The sequence below is a fragment of the Micromonospora sp. NPDC005220 genome (assembly GCF_040607895.1).
Taxonomy (GTDB): domain Bacteria; phylum Actinomycetota; class Actinomycetes; order Mycobacteriales; family Micromonosporaceae; genus Micromonospora.
Genome location: NZ_JBEXHP010000017.1, coordinates 60380 through 84798 on the forward strand (window position 1 = coordinate 60380; position 24419 = coordinate 84798).

General features: G+C 72.8%; 23 protein-coding genes, 1 pseudogene and 1 riboswitch. Of the genes and pseudogenes, 15 read left to right on the top strand and 9 right to left on the bottom strand.

The window, feature by feature from the left end:
- The first annotated feature begins 1 nt into the window (after position 1).
- Genes ABZU52_RS10650 through ABZU52_RS10665 form a run of 4 tightly spaced genes read left to right on the top strand, consistent with a single transcriptional unit; the run spans position 2 to position 4086 of the window.
- Positions 2-793, top strand: a complete 792-nt coding sequence (locus ABZU52_RS10650; RefSeq protein WP_354970808.1) for a DUF3050 domain-containing protein — start codon at positions 2-4, stop codon at positions 791-793.
- Complete coding sequence (locus tag ABZU52_RS10655; RefSeq protein WP_354970809.1) at positions 790-1761, top strand: thiamine pyrophosphate-dependent dehydrogenase E1 component subunit alpha; 972 nt, start codon at positions 790-792, stop codon at positions 1759-1761. Before ABZU52_RS10650 ends, ABZU52_RS10655 begins: the two co-directional genes overlap by 4 nt.
- A gap of 1 nt (position 1762) precedes the next feature.
- A complete protein-coding gene (locus ABZU52_RS10660; RefSeq protein ID WP_354970810.1) occupies positions 1763-2731 on the top strand; it encodes a transketolase C-terminal domain-containing protein in 969 nt (322 codons plus the stop codon).
- The gene (locus tag ABZU52_RS10665) at positions 2728-4086 is read left to right on the top strand and encodes a hypothetical protein (protein WP_354970811.1); all 1359 of its coding nucleotides are present in this window, start codon (positions 2728-2730) and stop codon (positions 4084-4086) included. Before ABZU52_RS10660 ends, ABZU52_RS10665 begins: the two co-directional genes overlap by 4 nt.
- A 75-nt stretch (positions 4087-4161) precedes the next feature.
- On the opposite strand, the gene ABZU52_RS10670 is transcribed toward ABZU52_RS10665, so the two are convergent.
- The 5 genes from ABZU52_RS10670 to ABZU52_RS10690 all read right to left on the bottom strand — a co-directional run bounded on the left by ABZU52_RS10670 (position 4162) and on the right by ABZU52_RS10690 (position 9714).
- Positions 4162-4839 carry an SGNH/GDSL hydrolase family protein gene (locus ABZU52_RS10670; RefSeq protein ID WP_354970812.1) on the bottom strand — a complete coding sequence of 226 codons (678 nt, stop codon included), beginning with the start codon at positions 4837-4839 and terminating at the stop codon, positions 4162-4164.
- A 39-nt stretch (positions 4840-4878) separates the two neighbouring features.
- Positions 4879-5817 (bottom strand): exo-alpha-sialidase, encoded by a 939-nt coding sequence (locus tag ABZU52_RS10675; protein ID WP_354970813.1) that lies wholly within the window; start codon positions 5815-5817, stop codon positions 4879-4881.
- Between the two features lie 155 nt (positions 5818-5972).
- Positions 5973-6896 (bottom strand): aminoglycoside phosphotransferase family protein, encoded by a 924-nt coding sequence (locus ABZU52_RS10680; RefSeq protein WP_354970814.1) that lies wholly within the window; start codon positions 6894-6896, stop codon positions 5973-5975.
- Between the two features lie 41 nt (positions 6897-6937).
- A complete protein-coding gene (locus ABZU52_RS10685) occupies positions 6938-8161 on the bottom strand; it encodes an MFS transporter (protein WP_354970815.1) in 1224 nt (407 codons plus the stop codon).
- Positions 8158-9714, bottom strand: a complete 1557-nt coding sequence (locus tag ABZU52_RS10690) for an AMP-binding protein (RefSeq protein WP_354970816.1) — start codon at positions 9712-9714, stop codon at positions 8158-8160. Before ABZU52_RS10690 ends, ABZU52_RS10685 begins: the two co-directional genes overlap by 4 nt.
- 313 nt (positions 9715-10027) lie before the next feature.
- Here ABZU52_RS10690 and ABZU52_RS10695 point away from each other — a divergent pair, with 313 nt between their 5' ends.
- From ABZU52_RS10695 to ABZU52_RS10720, 6 genes and pseudogenes are all read left to right on the top strand, one after another.
- Positions 10028-11305 carry an SGNH/GDSL hydrolase family protein gene (locus tag ABZU52_RS10695; RefSeq protein WP_354970825.1) on the top strand — a complete coding sequence of 426 codons (1278 nt, stop codon included), beginning with the start codon at positions 10028-10030 and terminating at the stop codon, positions 11303-11305.
- A 67-nt stretch (positions 11306-11372) separates the two neighbouring features.
- Complete coding sequence (locus ABZU52_RS10700; RefSeq protein WP_354970817.1) at positions 11373-12584, top strand: cytochrome P450; 1212 nt, start codon at positions 11373-11375, stop codon at positions 12582-12584.
- 7 nt (positions 12585-12591) lie between these two features.
- Positions 12592-13497 (top strand): annotated as a pseudogene (locus ABZU52_RS10705) (alpha/beta hydrolase); the annotation flags it as partial.
- A 96-nt stretch (positions 13498-13593) separates the two neighbouring features.
- Entirely contained in the window at positions 13594-14703 is a 1110-nt protein-coding gene (locus ABZU52_RS10710) for an alpha-hydroxy acid oxidase (RefSeq protein WP_354970826.1), read from the top strand.
- A complete protein-coding gene (locus ABZU52_RS10715) occupies positions 14646-16028 on the top strand; it encodes a PLP-dependent aminotransferase family protein (RefSeq protein WP_354970827.1) in 1383 nt (460 codons plus the stop codon). The genes ABZU52_RS10710 and ABZU52_RS10715 overlap by 58 nt, the downstream gene beginning before the upstream one ends.
- A gap of 67 nt (positions 16029-16095) precedes the next feature.
- A complete protein-coding gene (locus tag ABZU52_RS10720; RefSeq protein WP_354970828.1) occupies positions 16096-16356 on the top strand; it encodes a hypothetical protein in 261 nt (86 codons plus the stop codon).
- Positions 16357-16460: 104 nt separating this feature from the next.
- On the opposite strand, the gene ABZU52_RS10725 is transcribed toward ABZU52_RS10720, so the two are convergent.
- The 3 genes from ABZU52_RS10725 to ABZU52_RS10735 all read right to left on the bottom strand — a co-directional run bounded on the left by ABZU52_RS10725 (position 16461) and on the right by ABZU52_RS10735 (position 19671).
- Positions 16461-17897: a glycine hydroxymethyltransferase gene (locus tag ABZU52_RS10725; protein WP_354970818.1), complete on the bottom strand. Its 1437-nt coding sequence runs from the start codon at positions 17895-17897 to the stop codon at positions 16461-16463.
- 19 nt (positions 17898-17916) lie between these two features.
- Positions 17917-18006: riboswitch (ZMP/ZTP riboswitch) on the bottom strand.
- 80 nt (positions 18007-18086) lie between these two features.
- Positions 18087-18956 (bottom strand): NAD(P)H-hydrate dehydratase, encoded by an 870-nt coding sequence (locus tag ABZU52_RS10730; RefSeq protein WP_354970819.1) that lies wholly within the window; start codon positions 18954-18956, stop codon positions 18087-18089.
- Positions 18940-19671 (bottom strand): histidine phosphatase family protein, encoded by a 732-nt coding sequence (locus tag ABZU52_RS10735; RefSeq protein WP_354970820.1) that lies wholly within the window; start codon positions 19669-19671, stop codon positions 18940-18942. The genes ABZU52_RS10730 and ABZU52_RS10735 overlap by 17 nt, the downstream gene beginning before the upstream one ends.
- A 120-nt stretch (positions 19672-19791) precedes the next feature.
- On the opposite strand from ABZU52_RS10735, the gene ABZU52_RS10740 reads away from it, so the two are divergent.
- Both ABZU52_RS10740 and ABZU52_RS10745 read left to right on the top strand, forming a co-directional pair.
- On the top strand, positions 19792-20118 hold the full coding sequence (locus tag ABZU52_RS10740; RefSeq protein ID WP_354970821.1) for a hypothetical protein: 327 nt from the start codon (positions 19792-19794) through the stop codon (positions 20116-20118).
- Positions 20119-20207: 89 nt separating this feature from the next.
- Positions 20208-21179 carry a DNA primase small subunit domain-containing protein gene (locus tag ABZU52_RS10745; RefSeq protein ID WP_354970822.1) on the top strand — a complete coding sequence of 324 codons (972 nt, stop codon included), beginning with the start codon at positions 20208-20210 and terminating at the stop codon, positions 21177-21179.
- Between the two features lie 7 nt (positions 21180-21186).
- On the opposite strand, the gene ABZU52_RS10750 is transcribed toward ABZU52_RS10745, so the two are convergent.
- Positions 21187-21621: an Lrp/AsnC family transcriptional regulator gene (locus ABZU52_RS10750; protein ID WP_354970829.1), complete on the bottom strand. Its 435-nt coding sequence runs from the start codon at positions 21619-21621 to the stop codon at positions 21187-21189.
- Positions 21622-21765: 144 nt separating this feature from the next.
- Between ABZU52_RS10750 and pdhA the strand changes: the two genes are divergently transcribed.
- The 3 genes from pdhA to ABZU52_RS10765 form a co-directional block, all read left to right on the top strand.
- Complete coding sequence (pdhA, locus tag ABZU52_RS10755) at positions 21766-22965, top strand: pyruvate dehydrogenase (acetyl-transferring) E1 component subunit alpha (protein WP_354970830.1); 1200 nt, start codon at positions 21766-21768, stop codon at positions 22963-22965.
- Complete coding sequence (locus ABZU52_RS10760; protein WP_354970831.1) at positions 22962-23966, top strand: alpha-ketoacid dehydrogenase subunit beta; 1005 nt, start codon at positions 22962-22964, stop codon at positions 23964-23966. Before pdhA ends, ABZU52_RS10760 begins: the two co-directional genes overlap by 4 nt.
- A partial coding sequence (locus ABZU52_RS10765; protein WP_354970832.1) for a biotin/lipoyl-containing protein occupies positions 23951-24419 on the top strand: 469 nt, incomplete at its 3' end. The genes ABZU52_RS10760 and ABZU52_RS10765, both read left to right, overlap by 16 nt.

Below are 24419 nucleotides of genomic sequence, written 5' to 3' on the forward strand. Positions count from 1 at the left end.
CATGTCACGGTACGACTGGGGACAGACACACCCCGGCATCGAACGGCTGGAGCGGGCGGTGACCGACCGGCGCGACGTCGTGGTCAAGCACCCGCTCTACGCCAACCTGGACACCCACGAGGCGCTGGTCACCTTCATGGAGCACCACGTCTTCGCGGTGTGGGACTTCATGTCCCTGCTGAAGTCGCTGCAACGGCAGTTGACCTGCGTCACCGTGCCGTGGATCCCGACCGGCCCGACCGGCAGCCGCCGGCTCATCAACGACATCGTCATGGTCGAGGAGAGCGACGAGTTGGGCGGCGGCTACATCAGCCACTTCGAGCTGTACGTGCAGGGCATGGCGGAGGCGGGCGCGGACACCACGGCGGTGAACGCCCTGATCGACCTGCTGCGCGCCGGGCGACCGGTCACCCAGGCACTCACCGAGGCGGGGGCGCCGGCGCCGTCGGCGAGGTTCGCCGCGACCACCTGGCAGATCATCGAGTCCACCCCGGTGCACTGCCAGGCGGCGGCCTTCGCGTTCGGCCGGGAGGACCTGATCCCGGACATGTTCACCCAGGTCGTCTCGGTCAACGAGCGCAGCAACCGGCTGCACACGTTCGTCGACTACCTGGAGCGGCACATCGAGGTCGACGGCGAACAGCACACCCCGATGGCCATGCAGATGCTCGCCGACCTGTGCGGCGACGACGACACCAAGTGGCAGGAGTGCGCCCACACGGTGAACACCGCCCTGGCGGCTCGGGCCCGGCTCTGGGACGACATCCTGGCGGCCATCAAGGGGCCGGCGTGACCGACGCCGACCCGGTCCGGCTCTACCGCACGGTCCGGCTGATCCGCCGGTTCGAGGAACGGGCGGTGGAGCTGGTCCACGGCGGGCAGATCGTCGGCGGCATCCACCCGTACCTCGGTCAGGAGGGGATCGCCGCCGGCGTCTGCGCGGCGATGGGTGCCGACGACGTGCTCGCCGGCACCCATCGTGGGCACGGGCACGTCCTCGCCCGCGGGGCCGACCCGGCCCGGATGCTCGCCGAGCTGTGCGGCCGGGTCACCGGCCTGAACGCCGGCCGGGGCGGCTCGATGCACGCCGCCGACCTGAGCATCGGCGTACTCGGCGCCAACGCGATCGTCGGCGCCTCCGGGGCGATCATCACGGGCGCGGTCTGGGCGCACCGCCGCCGGGGCCGCGACACCGTCGGGGTGAGCTTCTTCGGCGACGGCGCGGTCAACGAGGGGATGCTGTTGGAGGCGTTCAACCTGGCCGCGCTCTGGCGGGTGCCGGTGCTGTTCGTCTGCGAGAACAACGGCTACGCCACCACCATGCCGGTCGCCGGCGCGGTGGCCGGCAGCATCGCCGGCCGCGCCGCCGCGTTCGGCATCCCGGCCGTGCAGGTCGACGGCCAGGACCCCGAGACGGTACGCGTCGCCGCGTCCGCCGCCGTCGACCGGATGCGCGCCGGCGGCGGCCCCGAGCTGATCGAGGCCCGCACCTACCGCTTCGACGCCCACCACACCTTCGAACACGCGGTACGCCTCGACTACCGGCCGCCCGACGAGGTGACCCGGGGCCGGGCCCGGGACCCGGTGCGCATCCAGGGTGCACGGCTCAGCGACGCCGACCGGGAAGCCGTGGACGCCGAGGTCGAGGCGACAGTCGACGCGGCGGTGCGGTTCGCGCTGAGCAGCCCGGAACCGGACCCGGCCGACGCGTTGACCCACCTGTACGCCAGCGGTATGACCGCCCGCACCGGAGGTGGCTGAGGTGCCCCGACTGTCGTACCGCCGGGCGCTCACCCGGGCCCTCGCCGACGAGTTGGCCCGCGACGAGGCGGTGTTCCTGCTCGGCGAGGACATCCAGGTCGGGGCGTCGATGGTGACCACCGGGCTGGCCAAGCGGTTCGGGACCGAGCGGGTCCGCGACACCCCGCTGTCCGAGCAGGCGTTCACCAGCTTCGCCACCGGGGCGGCGCTGGCGGGGCTGCGGCCGGTGATCGAGTTCCAGATCCCGTCGCTGCTGTTCCTGGTCTTCGAGCAGATCGTCAACCACGCGCACAAGTTCCCGCTGATGACCGGTGGGCAGTGCGCGGTCCCGGTCACCTACCTGGTGCCCGGCTCCGGCTCGCGTACCGGGTGGGCCGGGCAGCACTCCGACCACCCGTACAGCCTCTTCGCCCACGTCGGCGTGGTCACCGTGGTGCCGGCCACCCCGGCCGACGCGTACGGGCTGCTGGTCACCGCGATCCGCCACGACGACCCGGTGGTGGTGTTCGCGCCGGCCGCCGCGATGGACGTCCGCGACGACGTCGACGACCTGGCGCCGGTGCCGCTGGGCCGGGGCCGGATCCACCGCTTCGGCGACGACGTGACGGTGGTGGCGATCGGGCACCTGGTGCACGACGCGCTCGCCGTGGCCGAGGAGCTGGCCGACCAGATCTCGGTGGAGGTGTTCGACCCGCGCACCCTGTACCCGTTCGACATCGACGGTCTCACCGAGTCGGTCGCCCGCACCGGGCGACTCGTGGTGCTCGACGACGGCAACCGTTCCTGCGGCATGGCCGCCGAGATCATCGCCTCGGTGGTGGAGCGGGTCCGGCTGCTCGCCCCACCGCGCCGGGTCACCCGACCGGACGGGGCGGTGCTGCCGTTCGCCCCGGCACTGGACCGGGCCGTCCAGCCCGGCCGGGACCAGCTCGCCGCCGCCATCCACCTGACGATGAAGGACTCAACATGATCGACCCGAACTATCAGTGGCCGGCGGTCGACCGGGCCTGGACCGACCTGCCGCAGCGGGCCCGTCGGGCCATGGTGGTCAGTGGCGCGGCGGCCTGGGAGCAGGTCTTCCACGGCCGGGCCACCTACAACAAGCAGTGGCGGTTGGCCCGACCCCCGGTGCTCACCGCCGATGCCTGGCGGGAGCTCAACGAGGTCTGCGACCGGCTCGCCCAGCTCATCCTCGACGCCTGCCGTCGTCGGGCCGGCACCGCCGGTGAGCTGCGCCGGCTGCTCGGCGTACCGGCGGGGGAGACCCGGCTGCTGGACGAGGCCGAGCCGCTGACCGAGGCGCTGCTGGCCGCGTACCGCCCGGATGTGATCTTCTCCGCCGGGGTGCCGAAGTTCGTCGAGTACAACATCGACAGCAGCCTCGGCGGCGGGTTCGACGCCGACACCGTCATCCAGCGGTACGCGCGTCTCTACCAGGAGCGGGGCATCCTCGACGACGTGGCGGTGCGGGCGGCGCCGTCCCTGCTCGACCAACGGTTCGTGGCGATCCGCGAGGAGTTGCGGCTGCCCGAGGGCGCCCGGGTGGCGCTGCTGATGGACTTCGACGCCGACTACCCGGGCCTCGACGACCCGCAGACGTTCATCCGGATCCTCGACCCTCTCGCCGTCCGGGCTCGGGACTTCGGCATCGACCTGGTCATCGCCGCGGTGTCCACCGCCACAGTGGACGCCGACAACCGCCTGGTCGTCGACGGCGCACCGGTCGACGCGCTGTTCCGGCTGTTCGTGCCCAACCGGGTCACCCCGACCGCCGGCCTGGACGCGGTGGCAGTGGCCCTCGCCGCCGGCACCCTCCCGATGTTCGTGTCGGCGGCGGCCTGGCTGCTCGGCAACAAGACCACGTTCGGCTGGCTGTGGGAGGACGTGGACGGGCTACCCGCCGACGACCAGACGCTGATCCGGCGGCATGTGCCGTACACGGTGCCGTTGACCGCCGCGGTGCTCGACCGGGCGATCGCCGAGCAGGCCACGCTGGTGGCGAAGCCGGCCGACGGCTCCGCCGGGCACGGCGTGCTGCTCGGCCCGGAGTTGAGCGCGGCGGACTGGGCCGACGGTGTGCGGGCCGCCGTCGACCAGGGCGGCGCGATCCTGCAGGAGTACCTGCCGACCGACCGGGTGTCGATGGACTTCGTCCAGATCGAGACCGGTGAGACGGTCACCGCCGACGTGCCGTACTCCCTGGCCCCGTACCTGTTCGGCCGGAAAGCCTCCGGCGGCCTGGCGAGAGTCGGCTACCCCGGCTGCGACGGCATCCTCAACCTGGCCCACGGCGTCCTGTTAACCGGAATCCTCCTCACCGACTAACCCCACGGGTTGATCAAGAGGTTTCGGTCACGACACGCCGGCCCCGCTGACGCAAGCCTCTTGATCACCGACGGGTCAGCGGGTGCGGTGGGGGGAGAGGGTGCGGAGGGTTTCGGTCGTTGCTACGGCGTCGCTGCGGGCGCTGCCGTGGCGGCCGTCGGTGCTGTACAGGGTGGGGTCGGCCGTCAGCGGATGGTCGGTCAGGTGTACGTGGATCGTGCCGAGGTGCTCGGCCAGCTTCGCCGTGTGGGCGGAGAGGCGGCGCATTCGTTCCCCCAGGCCGGTCCGCAGCGCCTCTGGCACCGCCGGGCTGTGCGAGACGTCGAACATGCCCACGGTGATCACGTCGGCTCCGGCGTCGCGCAACGCGGTGATCATCGCGGTCAGCTCGGTGTCCACCGCCTCCGCGTCGTACGCCGGGTGGAAGGCGTCGTTGCCCCCGCAGACGACAAGCGCCAGGTCCGGTGCGAAGGCCAGCGCCGGGGCGAGCTGGGTGGCCCGCACCTGGTGCGCGCGTAGGCCGCGTCGACCCAGATTTCGGTACGCCAGCTCGGGGCGTACCGCCGTCAGCTCGGCGGCGACCCGGTCGACCCACTGCACGTCCGGGTAGCCCGGTGTCGGCTCACACATGCCCTCCACGACGCTGTCGCCGAGCGCCACGAACCGCCGCCACGGGTGCCCGCGCAGCAGCTCGGCGGCCTCCCCAGGGCGCAGGCAGTACGGGTCCGTCGATTCGGTGAGCGTCGATGGCATGCGGGCACGCTAACCGACCGTCGGGCGGCCCGGCCAGGCTCAGCCGGTCAGGCTGACCTTGGCCAGGTAGACACAGGTCGGCCTCTCGTGCGACGAGTAGTAGCTCACCCACAGCAGGTCGTCGTGCCAGACCAGACCGGGGTAGCTGGTGTCGCCGCCGGACGGCAGCGCGACCAGCTCGGTCAACTCGCCCCGGTCCGGGTCGACGACACAGATCGCGGTACGGATCTCCCCGTCGTGCAGGCGTACCCCGGCCAGCAGCCGCCCGTCGGGCAGCAGGAGCAGCGTCGGCCCGCCCACCTGGACACCCAGGTCGGTCCAGGTCCAGTCCCGGTACGGCGGCACGGCCCGGCCGAGCTGCGCGCTCGCACCGGCCGTGTCGCGCCGCAGCAGGCAGTGGGCGGTGCCGTCCGGGGCGAAGACCAGACCGGACTCGTTGGGGTACCCGTTCTCGAACAGCGTCGGCACCCACGGCCGCAGGTCGACCCCGTCGGTGCTGCGGTAGAGCCGGGCGAACCTCGGCTCCCGGGTGGCGTAGCCGACGCCGTACATCGCGTCGTCGTGCCAGGCCGCCCGCCACACCCAGACGCTCGGCTCACCCACCGCTGTCGGATCGCCCCAGCCGTGCCCGTCGGTGGAGAGCCAGGTCACCGTCTGGAACGTCTTGGTGGCCTCGCCGATGGCGGCCGCCGCGAGCAGTTGCAGCCGCCCGTCGGGTCGCGCGACGAAGCGCGGGTCGCGCAGGTCGACGCCGGCCTGCCGGATGACGGCCGCGCGGGTCCATGACCGACCGTCGGTCGAGGTCAGCACCCGGAGTACGCCGTCGCCGCTGAGGTGGGTGCGTGCCTCGCGGAAGGCGCAGAACCACTGTCCGGCGTACCGGATGAGGTCGGTGAACGCGCTGTGCGGCGCGTTGTCGCCGATCCGGCGCACATCGGTGACCTCGGCGGTGAGGCGACGGGTGGGTGACGACGTCATACGCGGCGGCCTCCAGGTGCGGTGACGACGGCCGACGGTAGCCGCCCGCGTCGACGCCCACGCGGCCAGCAGCCGAACGTCCGACGAACACCGCGGGCGGTGTCGGATTGGCGTCCCGGGCACGGGCCGGCCGCTGACGGCCCTCCGGTGTGGGCTCAGCGGGCCACGCTCTGCTCGGCGAGAAGCTCACCTAGCACGTGTCGGGCCCCGGCGGCCTTGGCCGGGTCGGGATCGTCGAGGGTGATGAGCGCCTTCCACAGCGCCCAGCCTCGTCCCCGGGCCCAGGTGGCGTCGTCCAGGCCGAGCGCGGCGCGGAAGGCTGCCCGGCTCGGGCCGTGCAGCAGGGTCCAGGCGATCACGGTGTCGCAGGCGGGGTCGCCCACGCCGGAGCAGCCGAAGTCGATGACGGCGGCGAGCCGACCGTCGCGGACCAGCAGGTTGCCCTCCGCGACGTCGCCGTGGAACCAGACCGCCGGCCCGGTCCAGGTGGCGTCGAGGGCGGCCTGCCAGATGCCGGTGACGGTGTCGACGGGCACCCGCCGGCGGTGCGTGTCGATCGCCGCCCGGGTTTCCGCGTCGTAGGTGGACAGCGGGCCGCCCCGCCAGGCGCTGTGCGGCCCGGCCACCGGGCCGTCGGTGGCGTCCGCGCCGCGCAGGGCACGCAGGAAGGCGGCGAGGTCGGTGGCGAACCGGGTCAGGTCGTCGATCCGCTCGGGCCGGGCCGTCCGCCCGTCGATCCAGCGGTAGACCGACCACGGGTACGGGTAACCGGCCCCGGGCCGGCCGTGTGCCAGTGGCGTGGGGATCTGCACCGGCAGCTGCGGCCCGAGCATCGGCAGCCACCGCTGCTCCTTGGCGACCTGGAGGGCGTACCCGGCGCCGCTGGGCAGCCGCGCGGTCATCTCCGCGCCCAGGTGGAACGTGCGGTTGTCCCAGCCGTCGACCTCGACGGGGCGTGCCGTCAGCTGCGCCCACTGGGGGAACTGCTCGGCCACCAGTCGGCGGACCAGGGCCACGTCGATCCGGTCGGCCACGGCGTCGTTGGTCTCCGGCACGCCGTACGTGGTCGCTTCGCTCATCGATCCGAGCCTGCGGCAGTCGCGCCGGGCCCGCAACGGATTTACGGGGTGGCGACAGGGCTGGGCCGCGCGGGTGTCTCCGGGTCGGCCGCCCTGTTCAGCAGTGGGTACGCGGTGACCGCCAGGCACGCCGCCGCCATGGTCAGCAGGGCCGGGGTGAGCCCCAGCGCGTCCACCGACCAGCCGCCGAGCAGCGCGCCGACCGGCAACCCGATGAACGCCAACGAACCGGCGATGCCGATCACGCGGGTCTGCAACTCCGGCGGCACCCGCTCGTAGAGCGCCACCCCGAGCAGCGGGTTGACCGCCGCGATGCCGATCCCGGACAGGAACGTCACCAGGAGCACCACCGGCAGTTCGTCGCTGATCGCCAGCGCCACCAGCCGGGGCGTTCCGGCGACCAGCGCGCCGAGCAGGAACGTCAGCCGTCGGGGCAGCCGGGGCCCGAGCGCGGTGAACACCAGGTTGCCCAGCAGCGCGCCCGCCGAGAACGCGGCCAGCACCAGGCCGAGACCGCTCGGGCCGTGCAGCTCCCGGGCGACCCAGACCGGGATGTAGACGGCCACGCTGGCGTTGGCCACCATGTTCAGCGCCGAGATGACGGTGAGCATGCCGAGCAGCGGCCGGTCCCGACTCAGGTAGCTGAAGCCGCCTCGCAACGCACGCAGGTAGCTCTCCGGCTGGCCGGGTGGTGTCGGGGCGGCCGGCGGGCGGACCAGGACGCCGATGAGCAGCGCGCAGACGCCGAAGCTGGCCGCGTCGATGAGGATCGCCTCGGTCACCCCGAACGCGGCGATCAGCAGGCCGCCCACGGCGGCGCCGAACAGGGTCACCACCCGGCTGAGCCCGTCGTACGCGGAGGTCAGCCGGATCAGCGGCACCCCGGCGGCCTCCGCGACCGGGCGGAACATCACGTGCTTCACCCGGTCCCCGATGCCGCGCAGCGCGCCGGCCACCGCGACCAGCGCCACCAACGGGGCGAAACCCAACCACGGGGTCAGCGCCACGACGACCATCGCCACCGCGCTGCCCGTGTCGCAGAGAATCGAGGTACGGCGTAGGCCGATCCGGTCCGCCCAGGGCGTGCCCAACGCGCTGGACAGCAGGTACGGCAGGGTCTCGGCGAAGGCGACCAGGCCCATCTTGGCGGGGCTGCCGGTGGTGACCAGCACCAGCCACGGAATGGTCACCACGGAGATGCGGGTGCCCAGGTTGGAGATCAGGTCCGCGCTGACCAGGACGACCAGTTGCCGGCGGGGGGTCACGCCCCGACCGCCGCCGCCCGACGGGCCGCGTACCGCTCGCGCAGCGCCCGCTTGTCCACCTTCATCGACCGGTTCACCGGCAGCCGGTCGACGAACTCCACAGCGGCCGGCGCCCACATCTCGTTGAGCTCCGCGGTCACCAGGTCGATCAGCTCCGCCCCGGTGACCGTCGCGCCCGGCCCGAGCACCACGTACGCGTACGGGACCTCGCCTACCGTCTCGTCCGGCACGCCGATCACGGCGGCGGCCCGTACCTGCGGGTGCCCGATCAGCACGTCCTCGATGGGACGGCAGAAGATCGCCCAGTTCCGTCGATGCGTGACGATCATGTCGTGCGCCCGGTCGACCAGGTAGAGGTAGCCGTCGTCGTCGAGGTGGCCGATGTCGCGGGTGCGTACCCAACCGTCGACGAGCGTCTGCGCGGTCAGCTCCGGCTGACCGTGGTAGCCGGCGAAGCTCAGTCGGGTGTGCACCCACACCTCGCCGTCGCGGCCGGTCGGCAGTACCGTCCCGTCGTCGTCGCGGATCTCGATGCGAACGTCGCCGTAGGGCCGCCCGCAGGAGCGCAGCCGCTCCGGGTGCTCCGGATCGTCGGTCAACCCGGGCAGCGCGGTGATCACCACCGCCTCGCTGAGGCCGTACACGATGCGCAGCACCGGGCCGAACCGCGCGATGGCCTGGCGCAGCCGGGCGGGCGCGGCGGGACCGGCGCCCACGTTGAACATGAACATGGCGGAGAAGTCCGCGCCGACCAGCGCCGGGTGGTCCAACACCTCGTAGAGCATCGGCGGGGTGACGAAGGTCGAATTGATTCGCTCCCGCTGCACGATGTCCACGAAGGCCACCGGGTCCCAGTCGTCGCGCAGGAACAGCACCCCACCGGTGAACAGGTTGAACAGTGTGGTGATCTGCCCACTGGCCAGCCACATCGGTGAGTGCGACAGGTGCCGCAGCAGCGGGAACCCGGCGGCGCGGAAGTCGGCGGCCAGGGCGAGGATCTGGGCGTAGAAGCTCTCCCGGTGGTGCACCAGCTTGGGGCTTCCGGTGGTGCCGCTGGTCTGGAGGAACGACTCGGGCGCCGGCACGGACATCGGCAGGTCCGTCACGTCGGCGTCGGCGGTGAGGTCCGGGCCGGCGCCGCCCGCGCCCAGACAGCACACCGGTGTGCCGGGCAGCGCGGCGGCCAACTCCGGGCCCAGGCTGGCCCGGTCCCGGGCGTCGTAGACCAGGGCGTCCGGGCGGGCCAACCGGATGAACTCGTCGACCTCCCGGCGCGCGGTCACCGGGGCGACCCACATCGTCCGGCAGCCGAGCAGATGCAGGGCGAGTTGCAGCAGCGGGCCCTCCACCGCGTTCGCGACCGTCACCAGCACCGCCGACCCGGGCCGTACGCCGTGCCGGGTCAACGTCGCGGCCATCGCCCGGACCAGCGCGGCGGCCTCGGTGTACGTCAGGCGGCGACCACCGCCGACCAACGCCTCCCGGTCGCCGAATTCGGCGAAGAGGTCCAACACCCTGTCCACGTAGGTCGTGTGCCCGGGTCCGTCAGTCATCCGGCAGCCCCCATCCGAGAAAGCGGCGGTCCCCGGGCACTCCCGGGAACGACGCGACGGTGGCGCGCTTGGGCGACCGCACCGCCGCCGCCTGGAAGCGTAGGCCGGAAACGGCTGGTCGGAACCGTGCCGAGTGGGCGATCCGAGCGGCCCGCCGGACATTTGATGGCGTCGATCAGGTTGATTGACGCCCGTCAGCGGCGGCGGCTAGGTTTCTGGACCATCGTCCAGGCGGGCGCCGTCAGCGGACGGCCCTGGGCTGCCACACGATGGAGGTTCCATGGCAACGGCAACCCCGAAGAGATGGCCTGTCATCGCCGCCGCGGCCGCGCTGTTGGTCGCCGGCGCACCCGCCGTCGTCGCCAGCGCCGGTCCGTCCGGCACCGCCGCCGGCCGACCCGACCGCGCCGAGTGGGCGGGCAGCTGGGCCACCGCGGTCACCCGAGGCAACTCGGTCGGGTTGACCAACACCGGTCTCAGCAACCAGAGCGTGCGGATGATCGTGCACGTCTCGGTGGGCGGCCCGGCGCTGCGGGTACGCCTGAGCAATCTGTACGGGGAGCAGGCGGTCACTGTCGGTCGGGCCACCGTCGCCCGGCCGAACACCGCGACCCCCGACGACCTCTCCGACATCGACGCGGCGTCGGTACGCCCGCTGACCTTCACCGGTGCCACCACGGCGACCATGAACCGGGGGGCGGAGCTGCTCAGCGACCCGTTGACCTTCCCGGTCGCGGACGACAGCGACCTGGTGCTCACCGTGCACTTCCCGACGCCGACCGGCCCGACCACGTTCCACGGGCAGTCCCAGCAGGCCAACTTCATCGGCGCGGGGGATCTGACCGGGGCGGCCGAGGGCACCGGGTTCACCATCCGTCCCACCTGCTGCTGGTTCTTCCTCTCCGGCATCGACGTGCAGCGCAAGGGCAGCCCGGGAGCGCTGGTCGTGCTCAGCGACTCCATCGGTGACGGCAACGGCAGCACCGTCAACGCCAACCGGCGCTGGCCCGACCTGCTCTCCGACCGGCTGCTCGCCGACCGGCCGGACAAGCGCACCCCGGGCGTGCTCAACCTGAGTCTGGCCGGCAACCGGCTGAACCACGAGGGCACCGAGCCGGGCGACGGCAACTACCCGGGTTATTACCAGCTCGGCCCGAACGCGGCGGCCCGGCTCAACGAGGACGTCTTCGGCCAGACCGGGGTGCGGACCGTCGTCACCCACCTGGGCATCAACGACATCTGGATGTCGAACGACACACCCGAGGCGATCATCGCCACCCTGCGCCAGATCAACCAGCAGCTCCAGCAGCGCGGGCTGACCAGCCTGGTGGCCACCCTGACGCCGTACGAGGGGCACGGCGCGCCGGGCGTGTGGACGCCGCAGAAGGAGGCCACCCGGCAGGCGGTGAACGCGTACCTGCGTGGCAGTCGGGAGTTCGACGGGCTGCTCGACTTCGACCGGGTGCTGCGTGACCCGGCCCGGCCCAGCCAGCTGCTGCCCGCGTACGACTCGGGGGACCACATCCACCCGAACGACGCCGGCAACCAGGCACTGGCCAACGCCGTGCCGCTGCGGCTGCTCGACCTGTGACACCGGTCGGGGACGACGGGCGATCCCCGTCGTCCCCGGCCACCGACATCCTGGGGAGGAGTTGGCCGTGGACGTGGAGGAGATACTCACCGGTCTGTACAGCGAGCAGGGCAGACAGGATCCGTACCCGTGGTACGCGCAGCTGCACCGGCTCGGCCCGATCAGCGCGGTGCCGGCGCGCGCCGAGCACCGTACGGTGGCCGCGGTCGCGGTCGGCTACGACCTGATCGACGGGTTGCTGCGCGATCCGGAGTGGACGAAGCAGCCGCCGCCGGGTTGGGAGGAGCAGGAGATTCTGCGTACCTTCCAGACCTCGATGATGTTCATCAACCCGCCCGATCACACCCGGATGCGGCACGTCTTCTCCCGCACCTTCACACCCCGCCGGCTCGGCGCGCTGGAACCGGTGATCATGCGGGTGGTCGACGAGCTGCTGGACCGGATGGCCGACGCCGGGGAGGACGTGGTCGACTTCGTGGCCGACTTCGCGTACCCGATCCCGGCCCTGGTGATGGCCGAGTTCATCGGCATTCCGGCCGCGGAGTTGCCGTGGTACCGCGAGCGGGTGGAGTGGATCGACGAGTTCCTGGACGTGGCGGGGAAGACCCCGCAGCGGCTGGCCGCGGCCAACACCGCCGCGCGGGAGTTGCGGGTCTTCTACCGGGAGCTGCTCGCGCACCGCCGCCGGGTGCCCGGCGACGACCTGCTCAGCGGGTTGGTCGAGGCGCTCGACTCGGGGGAGGTGGAGCTGACCGAGGAGGAGTTGGTCAGCAACCTGATCGTGCTGTTCAACGCCAGCTTCGTCACCACCGTCTACATGTTCGGCAACGGACTGCCGTTGCTGCTGGACCATCCGGAGACGGTCGCGGCGCTGCCCACCGACGCCACGTTGGCGCAGGGCTGCGTCGACGAGGTGCTGCGGCTGGCGAGCCCGGTGCACTTCCTGGCCCGCGCCGCGCCGGTCGACACCGTGCTGGACGGTGTGCCGGTCGCCACTGACGACAACGTGCTGATCATGATCGGGGCGGCCAACCGGGACCCGGCCCGCTTCCCGGCCCCGGACACCTTCGACCCGACCCGTCCCGGCCCCCCGTCGCTGGCCTTCGGGGTGGGTCTGCACTTCTGCCTCGGCGCGGCGGTGTCGCGGTTGGAGGGTCGCCTCGCGCTACCCCGGCTGTTCGCCCGGTTCCCCGCGCTGACGGTCACCGAGACACCGACGTACAGCGGCAGCCTATTCTTGCGCGGTATCGACAAGCTGCTGGTCAGCACCGGTGGATAGGAGCGACATGGCGCTGCACCCGGAGGTGGTGGCGTACCGGGCGGCTCGTGCCGCGGCCGGCACCCCGCCGCTGTACGCACAGACCCTCGCCGAGGCGCGCGCCGCGGACCTGGCCGCGATCCGCGCCGGCACCGGCGCGGTCGAGCCGGTGACCGAGGTACGCGACGAGCGCATCCCCGGCCCCGCCGGGGAGTTGCCGCTGCGGGTGTACCGGCCGACCGGGTCGGGTCCGCTGCCCACCCTGCTGTACTTCTTCGGCGGCGGCTGGACGCTGGGCAGCATCGACACCGCCGACGGCATCTGCCGGCGGCTGGCCAACGCCGTGCCCTGTCAGGTGATCACCGTCGGCTACCGTCTGGCCCCGGAGCACCCCTTCCCGGCGGCGGTGCACGACTGCCACGCCGCCACCTCGTGGATCGCCCGGCACGCCGACGAGCTGGGCGTGGACCCGACCCGGCTGGCGGTGGGTGGGGACAGCGCCGGCGGCAACCTGGCCGCCGCGGTCACCCTGCTCAGCCGTACGGACGGGCCTCCGCTCGCCGCGCAACTGCTGGTCTACCCGAACACCGACCAGAGCGGCGACCCGGCCGGTGACGACGACCCGGCGCTGTTCAACCGCCGTTCGGTCGCCTGGTACCGGACGCACTACCTGGCCGACCCGGGGCACGCCCGGGATCCGCTCGCGTCGCCACTGCTCGCCGACGACCTGTCCGGGCTGCCACCGGCGCTGGTGATCACCGCCGAACTGGACCCGCTCCGGGCCGAGGGGCAGCGGTACGCCGAGCGGCTGCGCGACGCCGGCGTGGCCACCCGGCTGGAGCACTACCCGGGCATGATCCACGGGTTCTTCGCCATGCCGGGAACCTTCACCGACGGGCGGCGGGCGCAGCGGAGCGCGGCGGCGTTCCTCCGCGAGCACTTCGGCCTGTCGACCGGGCCGGCCGAGGCTGCCGATGCCGCCCGGCCGAACGAGGTGGATGAGCCGGCCGCGACGGGCCCGGGGGCGGCGATGGGTGAGCCGGCGCCGGCCGACCCGCCGGCCGTGTCGCTCGCCGACTACGCCGAGCGGGCCCGCGCCGTGTTGCCGCCGGACGTGTGGGACTACCTGGCCGGCGGCAGCGCGTCCGAGGTGACCCTCGCCGCGAACCGGCACGCGCTGGACCGGGTCGCGGTGCTGCCCCGGGTGCTGCGCGGGGTGGACACCGTCGACCTCGGCACCCACCTGCTCGGCCGTCGGTACGCCATGCCGGTCGGGGTGGCGCCGATGGCGTACCAGCGGCTGGTGCACCCGGACGGGGAGCTGGGGCTGGCGGCGGCGGCCGGCGCGGCCGGGATCCCGTACCTGGCGAGCACGCTGGGCAGCACCCCCATCGAACAGGTCACCGGGGTGGGCGCGGACGTCTGGTTCCAGCTCTACTGGCTGCGCGACCGGGCTCTCGTCCGGGACCTGCTGGACCGGGTCGTCGCGGCCGGGTGCCGGGCGCTGGTGGTCACCGTGGACGTCCCGGTGCTCGGCCGACGTCCCCGGGACCTGCGCAACGCGTTCCGGCTGCCGGCCGATGTGGTCGCCGCGAACCTCCCCGAGGGTCGCGACGCGCTGGCCCACTCCGGTGCGCCCGGGGTGTCCGCGATCGCCTCGCACACCGCCGCGTCGTTCGCGCCGGCGCTGCGCTGGGCGGACCTGGCCTGGCTGCGTGCGCAGGTCGACCTGCCGCTGGTGGTGAAGGGGCTGCTGGACCCGCGCGACGCGACCGAGGCGGTACGGGTCGGCGCGGACGCGGTGGTCGTCTCCAACCACGGCGGGCGGCAACTGGACGGCTCACCGGCGAGCGTCACCATGCTGCCGGAGGTCGTCGACGCGGTCGGTGACGGCTGCCAGGTGTTGCTGGACAGCGGCATCCGGGGCGGCACCGACGTGCTGCGGGCGCTGGCGTTGGGCGCGGCCGGGGTGCTGGTCGGCCGACCGCTGTTCTGGGCGCTGGCCGTCGGTGGCGAACCGGCCGCCCGGGACGCGTTGGCGCTGCTCGCCGCCGAGCTGACCGATGCGCTCACCCTGGCCGGCTGCGCCGATCCGGTGGCGGCCGGCGAGCTGCGCACCCTCCGGGTGGGTTGCGGGTGATTGCCACCGAACCGGTCGACCTGACCGTCGCCGACCTGCACCCGGCCCTCGGCGATCCGGCGCTGACCTCGATGAATTTCCTCAACGAGGTGTCCGAACGCTATCCGGCGGCGGTGTCCCTCGCGGCCGGCCGGCCGTACGAGGAGTTCTTCGACCTCGCGGCGGTGCACCGGCACCTGGACACCTTCCACCGGCACCTCGTCGACGACCTGGGGCACCCACCCGAGCAGGCCCGGCGACTGCTGCTCCAGTACGGCCGGACCAAGGGCATCGTGCACCACCTGATCGCCCGCAACCTCGCCGTCGACGAGGGAATCACCGTCGACCCGGAGCACGTCGTGGTGACCGTCGGCTGCCAGGAGGCGATGTTCCTGGTGCTGCGGGCGTTGCGGGCCGGGCCGACCGATGTGCTGCTCGCGGTCGCCCCGACCTACGTCGGGCTGACCGGGGCGGCCCGCCTGGTGGATCTGCCGGTGTGGCCGGTCGCCGGCGGGTCGTCCGGGGTCGATCTGGTCGACCTGGCCGCTCAGGTACGCCGGGCCCGGGAGGCGGGGCTGCGCCCGCGCGCCTGCTACCTGATGCCGGACTTCGCCAACCCCTCCGGGGCCAGCATCGACACCGCCCACCGCCGGCGACTGCTGGAGCTGGCCGGGCAGGAGGATCTGCTGCTGTTGGAGGACAACCCGTACGGCCTGTTCCACAGTGACGACGGGCCGCGCCCGCCCACCCTCAAGGCGTTGGACACCGGGCGGCGGGTCGTCTACCTCGGCTCGTTCGCCAAGACCGTGCTCCCCGGCGCGCGGGTCGGGTACGTCGTCGCCGACCAGCGGGTGGCCGGTCCGGGCGGGCGGGTCGGCCCGCTCGCCGACCAGCTCGCCATGATCAAGAGCATGGTCACTGTGAACACGTCGCCGATCGCGCAGGCGGTGATCGGCGGCCGGCTGCTGGAGCACGGGTGCAGCCTGGTGGCCGCGAACACCCGGGAGCGGTCCGCGTACACCCGGAATCTGCGCCACCTGGTGGCCGGCCTGGCCCGGCGGTTCCCGCCCGGGGCGGACGGCGCGGCGTTGGTGCGGTGGACGGTGCCGGCCGGTGGGTTCTTCGTGGTGGTGACAGTGCCGTTCCCGGTCGACGACGCGCTGCTGGACCGTTCGGCGCGCGACTACGGGGTGCTGTGGACGCCGATGGCGCACTTCTACGACGACACCGTGCCGGTTCGCGCGTTGCGGTTGTCGGTCAGCGCGGTCACCCCGGAGCAGATCGACGTCGGGCTGGACCGGCTGGCGGCGCTGATCACCGACGAGGTGACGCGCCGCCCGGGTTGACACACCGCGTTCATCGGATGGCAATGCGCGACGACCCGCGTGCCGCCGTCCTGGGTGGACGGTCATAATAGGCCGCATGGTTGCCTGGGAGTACGCCCTGCTCGTCCGCCGCTATCAGGGACAGGGCCGCAATTTTCACGTCTCGTTCGTCTGGTACGCCCCGGACGGGTCACGCAAGGACATCACCGCCTACGGCGACACCGCCATCGCGCACCTCAACCGTGCCGGCCGGGAAGGGTGGGAGCTGGTCTCCGCCGCCGAGGACGTCAACAACGTCCAGGGCAGCACCGAAGTCCACCGCTACCACCTGAAGCGCCCGATTGCCTGAGGGTCGAACCCCCGCGTCGATCATGGAGTTGTGGTGGTGGGCAAATGCCGCTAACCGCCCTGATTCGGGCACCACAATTCCATGATCGACGGGAGCGCGGCTAGCTAGCTCAGGTCGACGCCCGGGTAGAGGGGGTGCGTGGCCAGCAGGTCGGTTGCCTGGCGGGCGACCTTGTCGGCCAGGCCGGGGTCCAGGGTGTACTTCGCCTTCGACGGGGTGCCGTCGGCGTTGGCGCCGGCGGTGGTCTGGGTCAGCACGGTGTGGATCAGCTCGGCGGTCTGGTCCATCTCGGCGGTGCCGAGGCCCCGGGTGGTCAGCGCCGGGGTGCCGATCCGGATGCCGGACGTGTACCAGGCCCCGTTCGGGTCCTGCGGGACCGAGTTGCGGTTGGTGACGATGCCCGAGTCGAGCAGGGCCTGCTCGGCCTGCCGGCCGGTGAGCCCGTAGCCGGACACGTCGATCAGCACCAGGTGGTTGTCGGTGCCACCGGTGACCAGCTTCGCGCCCCGACTCAGCAGCCCCTCGGCGAGCGCCTGCGCGTTGTCGACGATCCGCTGGGCGTAGTCGGCGAAGTCGGGCCGGCGGGCCTCGGCGAGCGCGACCGCCTTGGCGGCCATCACGTGCGGCAGCGGACCGCCGAGCACCATCGGGCAGCCCCGGTCCACCTGGTCGGCCAGCTCCGGCTGGCAGAGGACCATGCCGCCACGCGGACCGCGCAACGACTTGTGTGTGGTGGTCGTGACGATGTGCGCGTGCGGCACCGGGTCGAAGTCGCCGGTGAACACCTTGCCGGCCACCAGGCCCGCGAAGTGCGCCATGTCGACCATGAAGGTGGCGCCGACCGAGTCGGCGATCTCGCGCAGGATCCGGAAGTTCACCTTCCGGGGGTACGCCGAGTAGCCGCCCACCAGGATCAACGGCTTGAACTCGCGAGCCGCCTCGGCCACCCGGTCGTAGTCGATCAGGCCGGTCTCCGGGTCGGTGCCGTAGCTGCGCTGGTCGAACATCTTGCCGGAGATGTTCGGCCGGAAGCCGTGGGTGAGGTGACCGCCGGCGTCCAGCGACATGCCGAGCATCCGCTGGTTGCCCAGCTCGCGGCGCAGCGCGAACCAGTCGGCCTCGGTGAGGTCGTTGACCTGGCGGACCTGGGCCTTCTTCAGGGCGGGGGACTCCACCCGGTCGGCCAGCACCGCCCAGAACGCGACCAGGTTGGCGTCGATGCCCGAGTGCGGCTGCACGTACGCGTGCGCGGCGCCGAACAGCTCCCGGGCGTGCTCGGCGGCCAGCGCCTCGACGGTGTCGACGTTCTGGCAGCCGGCGTAGAAGCGGCGGCCGACGGTGCCCTCGGCGTACTTGTCGCTGAACCAGTTGCCCATCGCCAGCAGGGTCGCCGGGGAGGCGTAGTTCTCGCTGGCGATCAGCTTGAGTGACTCCCGCTGGTCGGTCAGCTCGGCGCCGATGGCGTCGGCGACCCGCGGCTCGACAGCCCGGATCACCTCAAGGGCGCTCCGGAATGCGGTGGACTCGGCGTTGCGGGACATGCGACCTCCAACAGACGTGCGGGAAGGCCCAGGCGCTCGGCAAACGTCCACGTGACGAGGCCGCTCCCCGATGGTTCTCCATCCCCACGCGCCAGTAACGGCCCGCGACGATCGTACCGGTACGGGCCCGACCGTTCGGGCCGCCCTCCAGCGGAGCTCCGCCGAGGCTCGACGAAGGGCCCGGCCCGATCAGACCATGGCCAGGGTGCGGGGGATCTCGTCGAGCAACTCCCGGGCCAGGAAACCGATCCGGCCGTAGCGGGGGATCAGTCGTTGGCCGCTCACCGAGTGCGCGAACGAACCCCAGCAGGCCGCCTGCGCCGGATCGGCACCCCGGGACAGCAGCCCCGCCAACAACCCGGCGAGCACGTCCCCGCTGCCGGAGGTGCCCAGCCCGGCATCGCCGCTCTCCTCCCGCCAACCCCGCCCGTCCGGGGCGGCCACGTGCCCGTACAGCGACACGACCGCCTCGTACCGGGCGGCCAGCTCGGCCGCCTCGGCGTCCAGGTCGTCGCCCGGTTCCCGCCCGAGCAGGTGCTCGGCCTCGGTGACGTTGGGGGTGAGCACCACCGGCCGGCCCGAGCCGACCAGCAGGTCCGGTGCGTGGCTGAGCGCGCCGAGGGCGTACGCGTCGAGCACCAGCGACGTGTCCGGCCGGGCCGCCTCCAGGACCAGGGCCAGCAGGCGGTTGGTCTCGTCGATCGCCTTCAACCCGGGGCCGAGCGTCACCACGTCGGCCTGCCCGACCAGCTCACCGAGTTGGCCGTCCCGGTCGGCGGCCACCGCGCCGTCGGCGGTCTCCGGCAGACCGACCACCAGCGCCTCGGGCACCTGGATGCTCAGCGCGGCGGCGGTGGACTCGGCGGCGGCGAGCTGGAGCACCCCGGCGCCGGCGCGCAACGCGGCCACCCCGGCGAGCAGCACCGCGCCCGGCGTGAAGCGGGAGCCGCCGACCACGAGCACGGTGCCCCGGCTCTCCTTCCCACCGACCGGCACCGGCAGCGCCCAGTCCCGCAGCAACCCCGGGGTGATCACCTTCACCTCAGACCGGCTCGGCATGGATCTCGTCCTCCCTGGTTGGCTGGGCGCCCTGCTGACGCAGGTGCTCGACATCGTTGAAGGTGGTGAGCGCGAGTCGGCCCTCGGCATCGGCCGACCACTCGGTGATCGAGCAGTTGGCGATCACCTGCTGCCGGGTGAGCGCCATCAGCTCATCCTCGGTCAACCCCTCCACCAGATAGCGAAGCAGGAAGACCAGCGCGTCGTGGCCGAAGAGCAGCACCCGGCAGCCCTCGTGGTCGCGGCGCAGGTCGCCCAGCAGCGTCCGCAGCCGCAACGCCACGTCGGTCCAGGACTCCCCGCCCGGCGGCCGGTAGTAGAACTTGCCCAACCGCTCCCGACGGTCGGCCTCGTCCGGGTACCGCCGCCGCACCCCGTGCCCGGTCAGCCCGTCGAGGATGCCCAGCTCACGGTCGCGCAGCCGCTCGTCCCGGTGCACGGGGATGTCGGTGCCGGCCAGCGCCAACCGGGAGGTCTGCACCGCCCGCAGGTACGGCGACACCACCGCCACGTCCGGGCGCTTCGCGTCCGGCAGCTCGGCCAGCCAACGGCCGGTCGCCCGAGCCTGGTCCTCGCCGGTCGCGGAGAGCGGCACGTCGGCGTCGCGGTGGGTGAGATCGATCAGCTCCGCGCCCGACGCCTCGGCGTGCGTCGCCGCGACGTTCGCGGTGCTCTCGCCGTGCCGGACGATCCAGAGGGTTGCCAGTTCCGCCATGCGGCCCCCCTACCCGGGCGCCGCCGACGGTAACCGTGTCCGGTCTCCGCTGTCGGTTTCGGGGCAGCGCCGCGACCTGGTGATGCGAAACAATGTGCGCCGGACGACGGGGGGTCGACTATGACGGTGCTGCGGGGTCTGCGGGAAGCGCTCCTGTTGTTCGTGGTGGTCGGGGCGCTGGTCGCGGTCGCGGCAATGGTCTGGGTGGCGGTCGCTGGCGGTGACTACACCGCTCGGCTGGGCATCGGGCTGGTTGTGGTGGGCGGGCTCCTCGGCATCACCGGCGACCTGACGCTGAGTCGGATCGGCATGCTCGGCCCGCGCGCCACCTTCGGCGTCGGACCAGAGCAGGAGACGGCCAGCGGTGGGCGCGTGCTCACCGGGGTCGGCATCTTCCTCTTCGTCGGGCTGCCGCTGATCGTGGTCGGCGTGCTGCTGCTCAGCTGACTCCGAGCGCGTCATCGCCGCCGACAAAGGTCGGCTCCGCCGCCGCGCCGGTGGCCGTTCGGCGCGCTTGTGCGTCGTACCCTCAGGACGTGGCCACGGCGGCGGAGGAGATCCAGGTGGGGGAGCGGCTGGTCCGCGTCTCCAGCCCTGACAAGCCGTACTTTCCGGAGCGTGGGCTGACCAAGCTGGACGTGGTCCGCTACTTCCTGGCCGTGGGCGACGGCATCCTGCGCGCGCTGCGCGATCGGCCGACCATGCTGGAACGCTGGCCCCGCGGTGTCTTCGAGGGCGCGACGATCGCCACCCGACAGACCAACCGGGGCGACGCGTTCTACCAGAAGCGGCTGCCGGCGGGCGCTCCCGAGTGGGTGCGGACCGCGCACATCACCTTCCCCAGTGGCCGTACCGCCGACGAGGTCGCGCCGAGTGAGCTGGCCGTGGTCATCTGGGCGGCCAACCTGGGCACCCTGCGGTTCCACCCGTGGCCGGTCACCGCCTCCGACGTGGAACGCCCCGACCAGCTGCGCATCGACCTGGACCCGATGCCCGGCGTCGGGTTCGAGCAGGTGGTGCCGGTGGCGCACGAGGTGCGGGCGTTCCTCGCCGAGCTGGGCATGACCGGTTACCCGAAGACCACCGGCGGTCGGGGTCTGCACGTCTACCTGTCGATCGAGCCGCGGTGGAGCTTCGGTGACTGCCGTCGGGCGGTGCTCGCGCTGGGCCGGGAGATGCAGCGCCGGCTGCCGGACCTGGTCACCACCACCTGGTGGCGCGAGCAGCGGGACCGGCCGGTCTTCGTGGACTACAACCAGATGGCCCGGGACCACACGATGACCTCGGCGTACTCGATCCGGCCGACGCCGGCCGCGCTGGTCTCCGCCCCGCTGGACTGGTCGGAGTTGGACCAGGTCCGCCCGGAGGACTTCGACGTGCTCAGCATGCCGGCCCGCTTCGCCGAGCGCGGCGACCCGCACGCCGGCCTGGACGGTGACCGGCACTCACTGGAACCGCTGCTGGAGCTGGCCGACCGGGACGGGTTGGAGGCCCCGCCGGAACGCTGAGCCCCGGTCACGCCCAGGGGCTGCCGGTGCCGTCGAACTCCTCGAAGACCAGCCAGGTGCGGGTGGACAGCACCCCGGGAATGCTCTGCACCCGCCCCAGCACCACGTCGCGCAGCGCCGCGTTGTCCGGCGCGCGCACCAGCGCCAGCACGTCGTGGTCACCGCCGAGCAGCGCGGCGTGCTCGATGTAGCGCACCTGGGCCAGCTCGGCCGACACCTCCCGCCAGGTGTTCTGCTCGATGGTCAGGGCGATGTACGCCGACGTGCCCAGCCCGGCCGCTTCGGGTGCCACCTGGGCCCGGAACCCGGTGATCACCCCGTCGCGGAGCAGCCGCTCCACCCGCGCGTACGCGTTGGTGCGGGAGATGTGGATCCGTTCGGCGAGGGTGCGCACCGACGTCCGACCGTCGCGGACCAGCTCGTCGAGGATCCGCCGGTCCACCTCGTCCAGAACACGGGCCGATCGTCCCGATCCCGCGCCCCGGCCTGCGTCGTCGGCGGTCTCCTGGCTCACTGATGAACCCTCCGCATGCCAACCGTCCCGCCTTCCGTGTCGATCTTGAGTCAATCATCCGCAAGCGGAAGCATAGGCTCACCACACGTCCCAGGAGGTTCCGCCGTGACGACCACTCCCCAGGCGGTCCGCAGGGCATCCCCGCGCACCCGTCGAACGGTCACCCCGCCCGACCCGGCGCGCTCGTTGCTGCCAGACGCCGAGCCGGTCCGCCTGCTCGCCGAGAACGGCACGCCGCTGCCCGCCCGCGCCGACTACCCCGAACCGCCCGCCGAGGCGCTGCGCGAGATGTACCGCCGGATGGTGCTCGGCCGCCGCTTCGACACTCAGGCGACCGCCCTGACCAAGCAGGGCCGGCTCGCCGTCTACCCGTCCTCGCGGGGCCAGGAGGCGTGCCAGGTCGGCGCGGTCCTCGCGGTCCGCGACACCGACTGGGTCTTCCCCACCTACCGTGAGTCGATGGCGCTGGTTGCCCGGGGCATCGACCCGGTCGAGGTGCTCACCCTGCTGCGCGGCGACTGGCACTGCGGCTACGACCCCACCGAGGTACGCACCGCACCGCAGTGCACCCCGCTCGCCACCCAGTGCGTGCACGCCGCCGGGCTGGCGCACGGCGAGGCGTACCAGGGTCGCGACACCGTGGCGCTGGCCTTCATCGGCGACGGCGCCACCAGCGAGGGCGACTTCCACGAGGGGATCAACTTCGCCGCCGTGTTCAAGGCGCCGGTGGTCTACTTCGTGCAGAACAACCGGTACGCGATCAGCGTCCCGCTGTCCCGGCAGACCGCCGCGCCGTCGCTGGCCTACAAGGGCGTCGGCTACGGCGTACCCAGCGAGCAGGTCGACGGCAACGACCCGGCCGCGGTGCTCGCCGTGCTCACCCGCGCGGTCGCCCACGCCCGGGCCGGTAAGGGGCCGTTCCTGGTCGAGGCGCACACCTACCGGATGGAGCCGCACACCAACGCCGACGACGCCAGTCGCTACCGCGACGGCGCCGAGGTCGACGCCTGGCGGGACCGGGACCCGGTCGCCCGGCTGGAAACCTACCTGCGCGCCCGCGGCGATCTCGACGACGCGGCGGTCGCCGAGATCGCCGAACAGGCCGAGGCGTACGCGGCGGACCTGCGGACCCGGATGAACGAGCAGCCCACTGTCGACCCGCTGAGCCTCTTCGACCACGTCTACGCCCAGCCCACCCCGCAGCTGATCGAACAGCGCGAGCAGGTCCGCGCCGAGCTGGCCGCCGCCCACGCCGAGGAGGGTGACGCCTGATGGCCACCACCATGGCGAAGGCGCTCAACACCGCGCTCGCCGACGCGCTCGCCGCCGACGACCGGGTGGTCGTCTTCGGTGAGGACGTCGGTGCGCTCGGCGGCGTCTTCCGGATCACCGACGGCCTCCAGGCCCGCTTCGGCGACAAGCGCTGCTACGACACCCCGCTCGCCGAGGCCGGCATCGTCGGCTTCGCCGTCGGCCTGGCCATGTCCGGCCTTCGCCCGGTGGTCGAGATGCAGTTCGACGCGTTCGCGTACCCGGCGTTCGAGCAGATCGCCTCGCACGTGGCGAAGCTGCGCAACCGCACCCGGGGCAAGCTCAGCGTGCCGATCGTCATCCGCGTCCCGTACGCCGGCGGGATCGGCGGGGTCGAGCACCACTGCGACTCCTCCGAGGCGTACTACGCGCACACCCCGGGTCTGAAGGTGGTCACCCCGGCCACCGTCGAGGACGCGTACTCGCTGCTGCGCGAGGCGATCGACGACCCCGACCCGGTGGTCTTCATGGAGCCCAAGAAGCTCTACTTCGCCAGCGACGAGGCGCAACTCCCGGCCCGCACCGCGCCGTTCGGCCGGGCCGTCGTGCGCCGTGCGGGACGCGACGCCACGCTGGTGGCGTACGGGCCGGCGGTGCCGGTCGCGCTGGAGGCCGCCGAGGCAGCCCGCGACGAGGGGTGGGACCTGGAGGTCGTCGACGTGCGCACCATCGTGCCGTTCGACGACGCCACCATCACCGCCTCGGTCCGGCGCACCGGCCGGTGCGTGGTGATCCAGGAGGCGCCTGGCTTCGCGGGCGTCGGCGCGGAGATCGCCGCCCGGGTGCAGGAGCGCTGCTTCCACGCGCTGCACGCCCCGGTGCTGCGGGTCGCCGGGCTGGACATCCCGTACCCGGCGCCGATGCTGGAGCACACCCACCTGCCCGGCGTGGACCGGGTGCTCGACGCGGTGGCCCGCCTGCAGTGGGACGACCAGCCGGACGCGCGTTGGGCGGCGGCATGACCATCGTCGAACGGACGCAGGTCTTCCTCCTGCCCGACCTGGGCGAGGGGCTGAGCGAAGCCGAGATCGTCGAGTGGCGGGTCGCCGTGGGTGACGTGGTCACTGTCGACCAGAGCGTGGTCGAGGTGGAGACCGCCAAGGCCGTCGTCGACGTGCCCTGCCCGTACGCCGGCCGGGTGGTCACCCTGCACGGCGCGGCCGGTGAGGTACGCCCGGTCGGCCAGCCGTTGATCACCATCGCGCCGCTGGACGGGGGCGACGAGGCCACCTACCGCGAGGAGGAGCGGGCCGGCTCCGGCAACGTGCTGATCGGGTACGGCACCGGCCACGGCAACACCACCCGCCGTCGGCGTCGGCCCCGACTGGCCCTCGCCCCCGAGCCGGTCGACGCCGGCACCGCGGCCGACGCCGCAGGGCTCGCCGTCTCCCGCTCCGGCACCGCCGGGTCCGACG